Here is a 15,541-nt window from a genome sequence, read left to right on the forward strand (position 1 = left end):
TTACTTCCCATTAGGTTATCCAGAAATTTTAGCAATACGTCCTTGTTCAATATATACCAACAGGATAGAAACATCGGCCGGATTTACACCTGAAATACGTGATGCTTGAGCTACAGTCAACGGTCTTACTTGCTTTAGCTTTTGTTTCGCTTCTGTTGCCAAACCGTTTATAGCTTCATAATCAATATCTTCTGGGATCTTTTTATCTTCAAGCTTCTTTAAACGTTCTACTTGCTGAAGTGATTTTTGGATGTATCCTTCATATTTTACTTGAATTTCTACTTGCTCTGCTACATCTTCAGAGATATCTTCGTCGGCCGGAATCATTTGGCGTATATGTTCATATGTCATTTCAGGGCGTTTCAATAAATCAATACCGCGAATACCATCTTTTAGCTCGCTTCCGCCTGCCTCCCGAATCAATTGCTGCACTTCAGCAGTTGGTTTAATGATAGTGGATTGCAACCGCTCTTTCTCTTGCTCAATTTGTTCTTTCTTAGCTAAAAATCGACCGTAACGTTCTTCAGAAATCAACCCAAGATGATGGCCAATATCTGTCAAGCGTAAATCAGCATTATCATGACGTAATAATAATCGGTATTCCGCTCTAGAAGTTAATAGACGATATGGCTCATTTGTCCCTTTCGTCACTAGGTCATCAATCAGAACTCCAATATAGGCATCCGAACGTCCCAAAATGACTTCTTCTTTCCCTAATGCATTACAAGCAGCATTAATTCCAGCCATTAATCCTTGGCCAGCTGCCTCTTCATACCCGGATGTCCCATTAATCTGGCCAGCTGTATAAAGATTTTTCACTACTTTTGTTTCTAATGTTGGCCATAGTTGAGTCGGAACAATAGCATCATACTCAATTGCGTATCCCGCACGCATCATTTGCACATTTTCAAGTCCAGGAATAGTGGAAAGAATTTGGCGCTGTACATGTTCCGGTAAGCTGGTAGAAAGACCTTGTACATAAACTTCCTCCGTATTTCGCCCTTCTGGCTCAAGAAAAATCTGATGACGCGGTTTATCATTAAAACGCACCACTTTATCTTCAATAGATGGGCAATAACGCGGCCCCGTCCCTTTAATCATCCCTGAATACATAGGTGAAAGATGCAAATTCTCATCAATGATTTGATGGGTTTTTTCACTTGTATAAGTTAACCAGCAAGGAAGCTGATCAGTAATATATTTTGTGGTTTCATATGAAAACGCACGAGGTATTTCGTCCCCTGGTTGAATTTCTGCCTTGCTATAATCAATGGTATGGCTGTTGACACGAGGAGGTGTACCTGTCTTGAACCGCGCTAGTTCAAATCCAAGTTCTTGCAAGTGTTCGGACAGCTTAATAGATGGCTGCTGATTGTTTGGCCCGCTGGAGTACTTTAGTTGTCCTAAAATGATTTCTCCTCTAAGAAATGTTCCTGTCGTAATAACAACCGCTTTAGCTGTATATTTCGCACCTGTTTGTGTGATTACGCCTTTACACACACCATCTTCTACTACAAGATGTTCTACCATTCCTTGCATTAATGTTAAATTTGGTTCATGCTCTAATGTTTTTTTCATCTCGTGCTGATATAAAAATTTATCCGCTTGAGCACGTAACGCACGAACTGCCGGACCTTTTCCCGTATTTAACATTCTCATTTGAATATGGGTTTTATCAATATTTTTTCCCATTTCTCCGCCAAGGGCATCGATTTCCCGTACTACAATCCCTTTAGCAGGCCCACCCACGGAAGGATTGCAGGGCATGAATGCTACCATATCCAAATTAATGGTCAATACTAATGTCTTCGCTCCCATTCTGGCAGAAGCAAGTGCAGCCTCACAGCCCGCATGGCCGGCACCGATGATAATGACATCGTAATTACCTCCATCATATTGATAATTCATGTATATACCTCCTTTTTATTTACCTAAACAGAACTGTGAAAATAGCTGGTCAATTAAGCTCTCATGAACCGCTTCTCCAATCACTTCACCTAACAGCTCCCACGTTCTTGTTAAATCAATTTGTACAATATCGATTGGCACACCGTTCTCCACTCCCGCCAACGCTTCTTCAATGGTCTTTTTAGCCTGAGTAAGCAGCGCAATATGACGAGTATTAGAAACATACGTTAAATCATGCGCTTCAACAGATCCCTCAAAAAATAAAGAAGCAATGGCCTCTTCAAGTTCATCAATACCTCTTTCTTCTAATAACGAGGTGGTCACGATTGGATGATTTCCTGCTAATTCCTTCACTCTATCCATATCAATTTTAGGGGAAAGATCTGTTTTATTGACAATGACAATAAAATCCATCCCTTGTACTGCTTCAAAAAGTTGTTCGTCTTCTTTTGTTAAGATATCGTGATAATTTAAAACAAGTAAAATTAAATCGGCTTGCTTTAAATATTGACGAGAACGTTCGACCCCGATACGCTCGACAATGTCTTCCGTCTCCCTAATACCTGCTGTATCGACTAGTCTCAATGGTACCCCTCTTACGTTTACGTACTCCTCAATCACATCGCGCGTTGTCCCTGGTATATCTGTGACAATGGCTTTTGTATCATGAACGAGACTATTCAAAAGAGAAGATTTACCGACATTAGGACGACCTACAATCACTGTCGCTAGGCCTTCGCGTAAAATTTTCCCCTGTTGAGATGTTCGTAACAGCTTTTCGATTTCACTCTTTACTTTTGTTGCCTTTTCCACCAGCATAGTATGAGTCATTTCTTCAACGTCATCATATTCAGGATAGTCAATATTCACTTCCACGTGCGCCAATGTTTCCAAAATCTCTTGTCTAAGCTTGCGGATTAAATTCGATAGACGCCCTTCCATCTGATTAAGGGCAACATTCATCGCCTTATCTGTTTTGGCGCGAATTAAGTCCATTACAGCTTCCGCTTGAGACAAATCGATTCTTCCATTTAAAAAAGCCCGCTTTGTAAACTCTCCAGGATCAGCTAAACGCGCCCCATTTGTTAATACTAATTGTAAAACACGATTGACGGATACCAATCCGCCATGGCAGTTGATTTCGACCACATCTTCACGCGTGAAAGTTTTAGGCCCCTTCATAAGCGCAAGCATCACTTCTTCAATTTTTTGATTCGATTGTGGATCTACAATATGGCCATAATGAATCGTATGGGATGGAACCTCTAACAGACTCTTTCCGGAGGGACTTTTAAAAATACGGTTAGCAATAGATATAGCTTCTTCACCACTTAAACGCACTATGGCGATAGCTCCCTCACCCATTGGAGTCGAAATGGCCGCAATTGTATCAAAATCTAACATCTCTTCTTCACCCCTTTTCAGTAACGTGACAATATTTATTCAAACGATAACAGTTCCTCTATTTTTCCTTATTTATTATCGTTTACATTTTTACGGAAATGAAAACAAAAAATATATGCTATTCCTAACTTCTTAGCATATCACACTTCATATTTAAACAGAAGAAACAGGCCCTTGATGTAATAAACGACACTTATTCACACCCTTATCTTAAAACAGCAATCATTATTGTAACTTATCAACATGTGAATAACAATTATATTCTTCTCTTCTACACCCCAAAAGCAAAAGCAACAATCTTATAGAAAAAAGCCTTATAAAAAAACAAATAAAAAAAGCTTCAGGCATGCCCGAAGCTTTTTAACGTATAATAGGTTCAAGGACTACTTTTCGTTTTGCGCCTTCCCCAATAGAGGAAGTTCTAATTAAAGGATGATTTTTTAACGTTTGGTGAATAATTTTTCGTTCATGGGCCGGCATGGGTTCAAGAACCACTTTTTCGGATGTTTTAGATACTTGTGCAGCTAATTTTTTCGCTAAATTCTCTAATGTTTCTCTTCTGCGTTCTTTATATCCCTCAGGATCTAAAGTAATAGTTAAATATTCGTTAGCATAACGATTAGCTGCTAGTTGGGTTAATAATTCTAGAGCATTAAGTGTTTGTCCTCTTTTTCCAATAAGAACACCTATGTTTTCTCCGCTTAAATGGAATTCATATTGCTTTCCTTTTTGTGAAATCTCAATGTGAACATGTATACCCATTTCACTTGCAACTGCCTTAAGAAAATGAGCAGCCTCTTCAATCGGATTGATTACTTTTTGGATTTCCACGACAGCAGGACGTGACTTCCATAATCCAAGAAATCCTCTTTTCCCTTCATCTACCACACGAATCATCGCTTCATCTCGGGAAATATCCAATATACTTAATCCATTTTTGACAGCTTCCTCTACATTTTGACCTTCAGCGGTTACTTTATTCACTTTTTCGTTCCACCCGATTCGCGGACCACTGCTTTTAATTCAGGTCCCTTGATAAAATAAGTTTGAACAATCATAAAAATATTTCCTACTACCCAATACAATGACAGCGCAGCAGGGAAATTGATGGCAAAAATAATAATCATAATTGGCATTAACCATAGCATCATTGCCATTTGCGGATTTTGATTTTCGGTTCCAGCCATCATCATTTTTTGTTGAATGAATGTAGTGGCACCTGCAACAAGCGGAAGAATGAAAAATGGATCCGCTTCCCCCAGGTCAAACCAAAGGAAGTTATGGCTTGCAATTTCTTCCGTACGGGTAATAGCATGGAAAAACCCAATTAAAATAGGCATTTGAACAATTAACGGTAAACATCCAGCAAGTGGATTGACCCCATGTTGTTGAAAGAGTTGCATGGTTTCTTGCTGTAATTTCTGTTGAGTTTTTGCATCCTTTGAACTGTACTTTTCTTTTAGCTTTTGCATTTCAGGTTGAAGCGCTTGCATTGCTTTTGAGCTTTTTGTCTGCTTAATCATCAATGGCAATAAAATTAAACGAACAATAATAGTAACAATCACAATGGATAAACCATAACTATTGCCAAACAACTCCGCAAAATAAATAATCACCATAGAAAGCGGATATACTACGTATTCATTCCAAAATCCTTTACTCTCAGGAGTAATGGGTTCATTAACCTGTGTACAACCAGCCATGAATGAGACTAAAAGTACAAGTAACAAGCCAAATAACAGCCTCTTTTTCATATGAACTCTCCTCTTTCCCTCTAAGATTTAAGATAACTTCATTTTTAAATACATTATATAAGGATTCAATCTAAAAACAATAAAAAGCTAATTATGTTTAGTTTCTCCTTTTAATTGAACATGTTGTTTTTTTAGAACCTTGGCCTTTCGTAAAACGTGTGCCAGGCTCTTTTTCACTTCTTCGTATGCCATATCGGCTACCGGCATTCTTGCAATGATAACGTAGTCTTTATTCTGAATTAATTCTGGAGAAAATTCAAAAATCACCTGACGAATAAGGCGTTTTATTCGATTTCTAGTGACCGCATTCCCAATTTTTTTACCCACAGACAACCCTACCCGAAAATGTACTTGTTCTGGCTGGTCCATCACATAAACAACAAATTGACGATTCGCAAAGGATTGTCCATTTTTGAATACTGCTTGAAATTCTTTATTTTTCTTAATACGATATTCTTTCTTCATTTTTAACATCTCCTGTTCTTTTTCAGCTTTTAAGTATCTAAGCTATGTAATTAGGAGGTGAATAGGAAAGTAAAAGCGCCCTAGTCAACTTCGGAAGAAAACAGAGGCCCCCATTTCTAACTTATGAGGACTCATCTGTTCTACAATAGGCCAGGCACTAGATCCGAGACATCAGCACTCATCCAAAAAGGTGATACTCTCCTTTTAGAATTACCTATAAAGTTGAAAAAAAAGACCACTGACGTTTCAGTGGCCTACGCTGATAATACTTTTCTTCCTTTACGACGACGACGTGCTAAAACTTTACGTCCATTTGCAGTGCTCATACGGCTACGGAAACCGTGTACTTTGCTGCGCTTACGTTTATTTGGTTGATAAGTGCGTTTCATCTATAAACACCTCCCCGAGGAATATCTGAAAAAGACAGTCTTGAAAATTATAATGAAAAATGCCTCTATATGTCAATCTCCAACAACAAAAAAAGGTCAAAAAACTATTCAACCCATGTTACAGAATATCAGAATTTCTATCTTTTTTCAAATCATTTTTCTAAAGTTTTTGTTTTCTTTTTCCTTCAGCATATCTTCTACAAGGATTTATCCCAGTAGTTTTTTTGCAATATATGCTTTAAAAACCGCATTTGTGGATAAGTTTTTTCGACATTTTTTACAATCCACAACCTTTATCGACAAGTGGTACACATTATATGGTGTTGTGGAAAACTTTTCTCCACAACTTGTAGTGCTTGTGGATAAGTTTTTAAAATTCATTGCAACTATTGGTTTTCTTTGATATTATATTTTTGTTTTCACTCTTAACAACTTTTCCACATCACAATTTTATCCACAAACTGTGGATAAAATGTGGACATTATATTCATGCTGTTTATAAATAAGATTCTTTAAATTGTGGATACTGTCGAATAGTCATCTTTCTTCTATAATATATATTTATTCACATCTAAACAATATCAGATTTTCAGAATATTATTCATCGATAATTCAGCGTTGTACAAAAGTTGTACAAATTGTAATAAATATAGAGATGTAAGGAGGGAATGCATTGGAGAACATTTCAGATTTATGGAATAAAGCCTTAGGGGAAATTGAAAAAAAGCTGAGCAAACCTAGCTTTGAAACATGGCTTAAATCTACAAAAGCCCACTCTCTCCAGGGCGACATGCTCATTATTACGGCTCCAAATGACTTTGCGCGGGACTGGCTGGAGTCTAGATATTCCAACTTAATATCGGAAACCCTGTATGATCTGACCGGTGAAGAGTTAGCTGTGAAGTTCATTATTCCCCAAAATCAAGCAGAAGAAGAGTTCGAAATCCAAACTCCTAGAAAAAAGATTAAAAAAGAAGAGGCAAACGAACTCCCTCAAAGTATGCTCAATCCAAAATATACATTTGATACGTTTGTCATCGGGTCTGGAAACCGTTTTGCCCATGCCGCTTCTTTAGCTGTTGCCGAAGCTCCTGCAAAAGCATATAACCCTTTATTTATATATGGGGGAGTGGGATTAGGGAAAACACATTTAATGCATGCTATCGGTCATTATGTACTTGATCATAATCCTTCAGCAAAAGTTGTTTATTTATCTTCAGAAAAATTCACAAATGAATTTATCAATTCCATTCGTGACAATAAAGCTGTCGAATTTAGGAATAAATATCGAAACGTTGATGTTCTCCTAATTGATGATATTCAGTTTTTGGCGGGAAAAGAACAGACACAAGAAGAATTTTTCCATACATTTAATACGCTTCATGAAGAGAGCAAACAGATTGTGATTTCCAGTGACCGGCCGCCAAAAGAGATTCCTACTTTGGAAGATCGTCTCCGTTCTCGATTTGAATGGGGCTTAATTACCGATATTACTCCTCCCGATTTAGAAACTCGTATCGCTATTTTGAGGAAAAAGGCTAAGGCTGATGGATTAGTCATTCCGAATGAAGTCATGCTTTATATCGCAAACCAAATTGATTCCAATATTCGAGAATTAGAGGGCGCCCTTATTCGTGTAGTAGCGTATTCTTCACTTATTAATAAAGATATCAATGCAGATCTTGCTGCTGAGGCATTAAAAGATATCATTCCAAGCTCCAAGCCAAAAGTCATTACGATTCAAGAGATTCAACGAATTGTAGGGCAACACTATAGTGTAAAATTGGAAGATTTTAAAGCAAAAAAAAGAACAAAATCAGTGGCTTTCCCGCGTCAAATTGCTATGTACTTATCTCGTGAACTCACTGATTGCTCTCTTCCTAAGATTGGAGAAGAATTTGGAGGAAGAGATCATACGACCGTTATTCATGCGCATGAAAAAATATCAAAGCTCATTCAAACAGATAGTCAATTGCAAAGACAAATTAAGGAGATTACAGACTCTCTTCAGTAATTACAACTCTTTCGGGATAATGTGAATAAGAAAAATATTTTATACACAGTCTGTCCACAGGCGGATAGACTGTGTTTTCAAGCGATAAAACAAGTTATCCACATTTCCACAAGCATTATTACTACTAATACTACCTTTTACTATAAAAAAATAGTATCTCTCATTTCAACTCTTAAGTTAGGGAGGAACTTTTATGAAGTTTATTATCCAAAAAGATTATTTAGTTCAAAGTGTTCAAGATGTAATGAAAGCTGTATCGTCAAGAACAACTATTCCAATTTTAACGGGAATAAAAATAGTTGCTTCAGAAGAAGGAGTCACATTAACAGGAAGTGATTCTGATATTTCAATTGAATCTTTCATTCCTCGAGAAGATGATGGAAAAGAGATTGTTGAATTAGAAAAAAGCGGAAGCATAGTGCTTCCAGCCCGTTTTTTCAGTGAAATCGTTAAAAAATTGCCAAAAGATACTGTGCAAATAGAGGTTGAAAGTCACTTTTCCACAGTTATTCGTTCAGGCAAAGCCGAGTTTAATTTAAACGGTCTGGATGCAGAAGAATATCCACACTTGCCTCAAATTGAAGAAGAAAATATTTTTAAGATTCCTGCGGATTTATTAAAAAACATGATTCGACAAACTGTATTTGCAGTGTCCACCTCAGAAACACGTCCTATATTGACAGGTGTAAACTGGAGGGTAGATGGAAAGCAGCTGACGTGTATTGCCACGGATAGTCATCGTCTTGCCTTAAGGAAGGCTACTATCAATTCGGAAAATGATGCTCAATATAATGTGGTCATTCCAGGGAAGAGTCTAGGCGAGTTCAGCAAAATTTTGGATGATTCCAATGATTTGGTCGATATTGTTATTACAGAGAATCAAGTTCTCTTTAAAACAAAGCATCTCTTATTCTTTTCACGCTTACTTGACGGGAATTACCCTGATACATCTCGTTTGATTCCAACTGAGAGCAAAACAATCGTCGCCTTGAATGTTAAGGAGTTTTTACAGTCTATTGACCGAGCGTCCTTATTAGCGAGAGAAGGTCGAAATAACGTAGTGAAACTTACTACCTTACCGGAAGGTGTTATTGAAATCTCTTCTAATTCTCCTGAAATTGGGAAAGTTATTGAAGAAGTTCAAAGTACATCAATCGAGGGAGAGGAATTGAAAATTTCTTTTAGTGCGAAATACATGTTAGATGCATTAAAGGCGTTAGAAGGTTCGGAAATCCATATCAATTTTACAGGGGCTATGAGACCATTTGTAATCCGAGCGGCAGAAGATGATTCTATGCTTCAGCTCATCCTGCCTGTACGTACTTATTAAAGGATTTAAAGAAAGCTGCTAGCAAAGGTTCTAGTAGCTTTCTTTTCTTTCATCGTTTTATTTAGTAAAATGTAATAAGATACACGATTTGAAAGTGAGAGAAGAACATGACAAAACAAATCCAGATTTCTACCGAAACGATTACGTTAGGTCAATTTCTAAAACTGGCTGATGTCATTCAAACAGGCGGGATGGCCAAATGGTTCTTAAGCGAATATGAAGTTTACGTGAACGGGGAGCAGGATAACCGCCGCGGCCGAAAGTTGAAGCCGAACGATGAGATATCTATTCCGAACATAGGTTCATTTATTGTGGTAGGCTAAAGTTGGTGATGGTTTGTATATAAAAAATCTTGCATTAGTTAACTATCGTAATTACGAAAAAACAGAACTTACTTTTGAAAATAAGGTGAACGTAATCTTAGGAGAAAATGCTCAAGGAAAAACAAATGTTATGGAATCCATTTTTGTGCTTTCTATGGCAAAGTCCCACCGCACATCCAATGACAAAGAGCTGATTAAGTGGGATGAAGAATATGCAAAGATTACAGGGGGTCTGGAGCGGAAAAGCGGTCCATTTACATTAGAGTTAGTCATTTCAAAAAAAGGGAAGAAGGCTAAGCACAACTATATAGAGCAACAAAAGTTGAGTCAGTATGTAGGAGCTATGAATACCGTTATGTTTGCTCCCGAAGATTTGAATCTAGTGAAGGGGAGTCCGCAGGTAAGAAGACGTTTCATCGATATGGAGATTGGTCAAGTTTCCCCTGTCTATATGCATGACTTAACACGCTACCAAAAGATTTTGCATCAACGCAACCAATATTTAAAACAGCTGCAGCTAAGAAAGCAATCAGATCAAGCCTTGCTTGATGTACTGACTATGCAATTAAGTGAAGCTGCAGCTAAAATTTTGAAAAAGAGATTTGAATTTCTCCAACTTCTTCAAAAATGGGCGGAACCAATCCATCAAGGAATCAGCCGAGGAATTGAAACCCTCAAAATTGAGTATAAAAACTCAATTGATGTATCAGAAAATGAAGAGTTGTCGAAAATGATAGAAGCATATCAAGAAAAGTTTGATAAGATTAAGAGTAGAGAAATCGATAGAGGAGTAACCCTTGCAGGTCCCCATCGAGATGATCTAGTATTTTATGTGAATGATAAAGATGTACAGACATTTGGGTCGCAAGGGCAGCAACGTACAACAGCGTTGTCGTTAAAGCTAGCTGAAATTGAACTTATTCATTCAGAGATCGGAGAATATCCCATCTTATTGCTAGACGATGTATTATCCGAGTTGGATGATTACCGTCAATCCCATTTGTTAAATACCATTCAAGGGAAAGTCCAAACATTTGTCACAACAACTAGTATTGATGGAATCAATCATGATACATTAAAGCAAGCGGCCACGTATAAGGTGGTTTCAGGAGAGATTAAAAAGCTTAAATGAGGTGGGATGTTGCTTATATATATCGGTGAAGACCTCGTTATTCAAGGGAAAGATATTGTAGCCATTCTAGATAAACATGTTTTTTTATCTTCTACGGATAATCAGACCTCACTCTCCTTATCGAAGGGTGTAGATATGGAAAATATAAAATCAGTTGTGGTCACACCCCATACTATTTACTATTCTCCTTTTGCGTCGCAAACGCTCAAGAAGAGATTATATACATTTATGAAATAATAACTACTGTAAGTGGTTTTTAATAAAAAGTGTAGGTGATACAGTTGGCAATGGATCAAAAGGAAATCCAAAACCCATCATATGAAGCTGATCAAATTCAGGTGCTGGAGGGCTTAGAGGCAGTTCGTAAGCGTCCTGGTATGTATATTGGATCTACTAGCGCAAAAGGATTGCATCATCTTGTTTGGGAAATCGTTGATAATAGTATCGACGAAGCATTGGCAGGCTATTGCGATGAAATCAATGTAATAGTTGAAGAAGATAATAGTATTACCGTAATGGATAATGGGCGTGGAATTCCCGTTGGCATCCATGAAAAAATGGGCAGACCAGCGGTGGAAGTTATCATGACAGTCCTTCACGCAGGTGGGAAATTTGGCGGCGGCGGTTATAAGGTATCTGGAGGATTGCATGGTGTCGGCGCTTCAGTTGTTAATGCGTTGTCTACTTATTTAGAAGTATATGTTAAGCGTGAGGGGCATGTTCATTACCAGAAATTCGAACGCGGTGTGCCGGCTGGAGATTTAAAAGTAATCGGTGAAACGGATCAAACGGGGACAAAAACCCATTTTAAGCCTGATGGTGAAATTTTTACGGAAACATTAGAGTATGAGTATGATACTCTTGCAAATCGTTTGCGTGAGCTTGCTTTCTTGAATAAGGGGATTAAAATTACCATTGAAGATAAGCGAGTAGAGGATAAGCGAAATGAATACTATTATGAGGGCGGAATTAAGTCTTATGTCGAGCATTTAAATCGCTCTAAAGAGGTCGTTCACGAAGAGCCGATTTACATGGAGGGAGAAAAGGACCATATCTCAGTGGAAATTGCTCTCCAATATAACGACAGCTATACAAGTAATATTTACTCTTTTGCTAATAATATCCATACGTATGAAGGCGGAACCCACGAAGCAGGCTTCAAGACAGCTTTAACGCGTGTGATCAATGATTATGCGCGCAAGCACAATGTGTTTAAAGAGAGTGATGCTAACTTGACGGGTGAAGATGTACGTGAAGGATTAACAGCTATCATTTCTATCAAACATCCAGATCCTCAGTTTGAAGGGCAGACGAAAACGAAACTCGGTAATAGCGAGGCCCGCACGATTACGGATTCTGTCTTTGCTGAACAATTTGAAAAATTCTTGTTAGAAAATCCTGCTGTCGCTAAAAAAATCATTGATAAAGGAACTATGGCAGCGCGAGCGCGACTTGCCGCCAAAAAAGCAAGAGAACTGACTCGTCGCAAAAGTGCATTGGAAATTTCGAATTTACCTGGAAAATTAGCTGACTGCTCTTCAAAAGATCCATCTATCAGTGAATTGTACGTAGTAGAGGGTGACTCTGCCGGAGGGTCAGCTAAACAAGGACGTGACCGTCATTTCCAAGCCATTCTCCCTCTTCGCGGGAAAATTATCAACGTAGAAAAAGCTCGTTTAGATAAAATTTTATCTAATAATGAGATTCGAACTATTATTACAGCACTTGGTACAGGGATTGGCGAAGACTTTGACATCGGAAAAGCCCGTTATCATAAAGTAGTCATTATGACAGATGCGGATGTAGATGGAGCCCATATTCGCACCTTATTATTGACGTTCTTCTACCGTTATATGAGAGAAATTATTGAGCACGGCTATATTTATATCGCCCAGCCCCCTCTGTATAAAATTTCTCAAGGCAAAAAAGTAGAGTATGCTTATAATGACCGGCAGTTAGAGAGTATTTTGAGTACTTTCTCCGAGAATCAAAAGCCAGGTATTCAAAGGTATAAAGGTTTAGGGGAAATGAATCCAGAACAGTTATGGGAAACAACGATGGATCCCGAAACACGAACTTTACTTCAAGTAAATTTACAAGATGCCATTGAAGCAGATGAAACATTCGAAATTCTGATGGGTGATAAAGTAGAACCAAGAAGAAATTTCATCGAAGAGAATGCTAAGTATGTAAAAAACCTAGATATTTAAAAATAAATGCAGGATAGAAGCTTCTATCCTGTCTTTACGTATATAAGTTTATTAAACCTATTCTAAAATGAACTTCGTAAAGGAGGTTCTCCCATATGGAAGAAAAGAAGAATTCCCAAGTTAAAGAGATTAATATTAGTCAGGAAATGAAATCATCATTTTTGGATTACGCTATGAGTGTTATTGTATCCCGTGCCCTGCCAGATGTAAGGGATGGACTAAAACCGGTACACAGACGTATTTTATATGCCATGAATGATCTTGGCATGACAGCAGATAAAGCATATAAAAAATCAGCCCGTATCGTTGGAGAAGTAATCGGTAAGTATCACCCACACGGTGACTCGGCTGTATACGATACGATGGTGAGGATGGCTCAAGATTTTAGCTATCGCTACATGTTGGTGGACGGCCATGGAAATTTTGGTTCTGTCGATGGAGATGCGGCGGCGGCTATGCGTTATACAGAAGCAAGAATGTCAAAAATATCGATGGAAATCTTACGGGATATCAATAAGGACACCATTGATTATCAAGATAACTATGATGGATCAGAAAAAGAGCCTGTTGTACTGCCAGCCAGATTCCCTAATTTACTTGTAAACGGTTCTTCCGGGATTGCCGTAGGAATGGCAACCAATATACCTCCTCACCAGTTAGGAGAAGTGATTGATGGGGTGCTGGCAATCAGCGAGAATCCAGACATCACTATTGGTGAATTAATGGAGTATATCCCAGGTCCAGACTTTCCAACAGCAGGGCAGATTCTTGGAAGAAGCGGAATTCGTAGGGCTTATGAAACAGGAAGAGGCTCGATTACTTTACGAGCGAAGGTAGAAATTGAAGAGAAAAGCAATGGAAAACAAGTTATCATTGTAAATGAGCTTCCATATCAAGTGAATAAGGCGAGATTGATTGAAAAAATCGCAGAGCTCGCGCGTGATAAGAAGATTGAAGGTATTACCGATTTGCGGGATGAATCGGATCGTAATGGAATGCGAATTGTAATTGAGGTTCGACGTGATGCCAATGCTAATGTCTTATTAAATAACTTGTATAAACAAACAGCTCTTCAAACAAGCTTTGGCATTAACATGCTCGCTCTTGTAGAGGGACAACCAAAAGTATTAAACCTAAAACAATGTTTAAAGCACTATTTAGACCACCAAATTGTAGTCATTCGCCGACGGACAGAATTTGAACTTAGAAAGGCAGAAGCGAGAGCCCATATCTTAGAAGGGTTGCGTATTGCTTTAGATCACTTGGATGAAGTCATTGCGCTCATTCGGAAATCCCAAACCACAGAGATAGCGAAAGAAGGATTAATGACCCAATTTTCTTTATCTGAGAAACAAGCGCAGGCTATCCTTGATATGCGATTGCAACGTTTGACAGGTTTAGAGCGCGAAAAGATAGAAGATGAATATCAATCACTAGTAAAATTAATCGCAGAGTTAAAAGCGATTTTAGCTGATGAGGAAAAAGTTCTTGAAATCATTCGGGAAGAGCTCCGAGAGATTAAAGATAAGTTTAATGATGAGAGAAAAACTGAAATTGTCATGGGCGGAATAGAAACCATAGAGGATGAAGATTTAATTCCTCGCCAAAATATTGTCATTACCTTAACCCATAATGGCTATATTAAGCGTCTTCCTGTATCAACTTATCGCAGCCAAAAACGCGGTGGCAGAGGTATACAGGGAATGAATACGAATGAAGATGATTTTGTTGAACAGCTATTAACAACCTCGACTCATGATACTATTTTATTCTTTACAAATAAAGGGAAGGTGTACCGTACAAAAGGGTATGAAATTCCAGAATACAATCGAACAGCTAAAGGATTGCCAATTGTTAATTTACTGGAAGTTGAAAAGGGAGAATGGGTAAATGCAATCATTCCTGTAGAAGTGTTCAATGAAGATTCCTACCTTTTCTTTACTACCAAAAAAGGGATTTCCAAGAGAACAACGTTGTCTTCCTTTGAAAATATCCGTACGAGCGGGTTAATTGCCGTTGGTTTAAAAGAGGATGATGAGCTGATATCCGTCCGAATGACTGACGGAACGAAGGATGTTATTATCGGAACGAAGCAAGGTATGCTGATAAGATTTGCTGAAGAGGACGTTCGTGCGATGGGACGAACAGCAACGGGAGTTAAAGGTATTACATTGGATGAAGACGACGAAGTCGTTGGAATGGAAATTTCAGAAGAACAAGAAGATATTTTAATTGTGACGAAAAATGGATATGGAAAACGAACCCCAACTTCTGAATATCGTCTTCAATCTCGTGGAGGAAAAGGGTTAAAGACATGCAACATCACAGAGAAAAATGGCACAGTCGTTGCTTTGAAATCTGTTACCTCTGATGATGATATTATGGTCATTACCGTTAATGGAGTACTAATTAGAATATCTTCACAAGATATTTCACAGATGGGACGCAATACACAAGGTGTTAAAGTGATTAGATTGGACGAGAGTGAGTATGTCTCTACTGTAGCAAAGGTGCAGCCAGAAGAAATAGAAGATGGGGACCAAGAAGAATTAGAAGAAACAGAGAGTGTAACAGAAGAATAAAAAATCATAAAAAAAGAAGAGGGCTAAGCC

The 15,541-nt window shown here is 38.1% G+C and carries 13 protein-coding genes; 7 read left to right on the top strand and 6 right to left on the bottom strand.

Annotation, left to right across the window (positions count from 1 at the left end; all coding sequences use genetic code 11):
- Positions 1–15 precede the first annotated feature (15 nt).
- The 6 genes from mnmG to rpmH form a co-directional block, all read right to left on the bottom strand.
- Positions 16–1,908: a tRNA uridine-5-carboxymethylaminomethyl(34) synthesis enzyme MnmG gene (gene mnmG, locus BK575_RS26580; protein WP_078414515.1), complete on the bottom strand. Its 1,893-nt coding sequence runs from the start codon at positions 1,906–1,908 to the stop codon at positions 16–18.
- 15 nt (positions 1,909–1,923) lie between these two features.
- Positions 1,924–3,312 (bottom strand): tRNA uridine-5-carboxymethylaminomethyl(34) synthesis GTPase MnmE, encoded by a 1,389-nt coding sequence (mnmE, locus tag BK575_RS26585; RefSeq protein ID WP_078414516.1) that lies wholly within the window; start codon positions 3,310–3,312, stop codon positions 1,924–1,926.
- A gap of 360 nt (positions 3,313–3,672) precedes the next feature.
- A complete protein-coding gene (gene jag / locus BK575_RS26590) occupies positions 3,673–4,296 on the bottom strand; it encodes an RNA-binding cell elongation regulator Jag/EloR (protein ID WP_078414517.1) in 624 nt (207 codons plus the stop codon).
- Positions 4,293–5,066 (bottom strand): YidC family membrane integrase SpoIIIJ, encoded by a 774-nt coding sequence (spoIIIJ, locus tag BK575_RS26595; protein WP_078414518.1) that lies wholly within the window; start codon positions 5,064–5,066, stop codon positions 4,293–4,295. The genes jag and spoIIIJ overlap by 4 nt, the downstream gene beginning before the upstream one ends.
- An 87-nt stretch (positions 5,067–5,153) precedes the next feature.
- Entirely contained in the window at positions 5,154–5,531 is a 378-nt protein-coding gene (gene rnpA / locus BK575_RS26600) for a ribonuclease P protein component (protein WP_078414519.1), read from the bottom strand.
- 254 nt (positions 5,532–5,785) lie between these two features.
- Positions 5,786–5,920, bottom strand: a complete 135-nt coding sequence (gene rpmH, locus BK575_RS26605) for a 50S ribosomal protein L34 (protein WP_028395838.1) — start codon at positions 5,918–5,920, stop codon at positions 5,786–5,788.
- A 673-nt stretch (positions 5,921–6,593) separates the two neighbouring features.
- Here rpmH and dnaA point away from each other — a divergent pair.
- The 7 genes from dnaA (at position 6,594) to gyrA (ending at position 15,511) form a co-directional block, all read left to right on the top strand.
- Complete coding sequence (gene dnaA / locus BK575_RS26615) at positions 6,594–7,934, top strand: chromosomal replication initiator protein DnaA (protein WP_078414521.1); 1,341 nt, start codon at positions 6,594–6,596, stop codon at positions 7,932–7,934.
- 193 nt (positions 7,935–8,127) lie between these two features.
- The gene (dnaN, locus tag BK575_RS26620; protein WP_078414522.1) at positions 8,128–9,264 is read left to right on the top strand and encodes a DNA polymerase III subunit beta; all 1,137 of its coding nucleotides are present in this window, start codon (positions 8,128–8,130) and stop codon (positions 9,262–9,264) included.
- A gap of 107 nt (positions 9,265–9,371) precedes the next feature.
- Entirely contained in the window at positions 9,372–9,587 is a 216-nt protein-coding gene (yaaA, locus tag BK575_RS26625; RefSeq protein WP_078414523.1) for a S4 domain-containing protein YaaA, read from the top strand.
- Positions 9,588–9,600: 13 nt separating this feature from the next.
- A complete protein-coding gene (gene recF, locus BK575_RS26630; RefSeq protein WP_078414524.1) occupies positions 9,601–10,719 on the top strand; it encodes a DNA replication/repair protein RecF in 1,119 nt (372 codons plus the stop codon).
- A gap of 6 nt (positions 10,720–10,725) precedes the next feature.
- On the top strand, positions 10,726–10,956 hold the full coding sequence (gene remB, locus BK575_RS29650) for an extracellular matrix regulator RemB (protein WP_235867446.1): 231 nt from the start codon (positions 10,726–10,728) through the stop codon (positions 10,954–10,956).
- A 50-nt stretch (positions 10,957–11,006) separates the two neighbouring features.
- Positions 11,007–12,929 (top strand): DNA topoisomerase (ATP-hydrolyzing) subunit B, encoded by a 1,923-nt coding sequence (gene gyrB / locus BK575_RS26640; protein ID WP_078414525.1) that lies wholly within the window; start codon positions 11,007–11,009, stop codon positions 12,927–12,929.
- 95 nt (positions 12,930–13,024) lie between these two features.
- On the top strand, positions 13,025–15,511 hold the full coding sequence (gyrA, locus tag BK575_RS26645; RefSeq protein WP_078414526.1) for a DNA gyrase subunit A: 2,487 nt from the start codon (positions 13,025–13,027) through the stop codon (positions 15,509–15,511).
- The last annotated feature ends 30 nt before the right edge of the window (positions 15,512–15,541 follow it).

The sequence above is a fragment of the Priestia abyssalis genome (assembly GCF_002019595.1).
Taxonomy (GTDB): domain Bacteria; phylum Bacillota; class Bacilli; order Bacillales; family Bacillaceae_H; genus Bacillus_BA; species Bacillus_BA abyssalis.

What these genes read in the sequence shown, in the direction of transcription:
- spoIIIJ (WP_078414518.1), bottom strand. Translation starts at nt 5,066, where the DNA reads ATGAAAAAGAGGCTGTTATTTGGCTTGTTACTTGTACTTTTAGTCTCA.
- rpmH (WP_028395838.1), bottom strand. Translation starts at nt 5,920, where the DNA reads ATGAAACGCACTTATCAACCAAATAAACGTAAGCGCAGCAAAGTACAC.
- remB (WP_235867446.1), top strand. Translation starts at nt 10,726, where the DNA reads ATGTTGCTTATATATATCGGTGAAGACCTCGTTATTCAAGGGAAAGAT.
- gyrB (WP_078414525.1), top strand. Translation starts at nt 11,007, where the DNA reads ATGGATCAAAAGGAAATCCAAAACCCATCATATGAAGCTGATCAAATT.
- mnmG (WP_078414515.1), bottom strand. Translation starts at nt 1,908, where the DNA reads ATGAATTATCAATATGATGGAGGTAATTACGATGTCATTATCATCGGT.
- rnpA (WP_078414519.1), bottom strand. Translation starts at nt 5,531, where the DNA reads ATGAAGAAAGAATATCGTATTAAGAAAAATAAAGAATTTCAAGCAGTA.
- yaaA (WP_078414523.1), top strand. Translation starts at nt 9,372, where the DNA reads ATGACAAAACAAATCCAGATTTCTACCGAAACGATTACGTTAGGTCAA.
- gyrA (WP_078414526.1), top strand. Translation starts at nt 13,025, where the DNA reads ATGGAAGAAAAGAAGAATTCCCAAGTTAAAGAGATTAATATTAGTCAG.
- dnaN (WP_078414522.1), top strand. Translation starts at nt 8,128, where the DNA reads ATGAAGTTTATTATCCAAAAAGATTATTTAGTTCAAAGTGTTCAAGAT.
- mnmE (WP_078414516.1), bottom strand. Translation starts at nt 3,312, where the DNA reads ATGTTAGATTTTGATACAATTGCGGCCATTTCGACTCCAATGGGTGAG.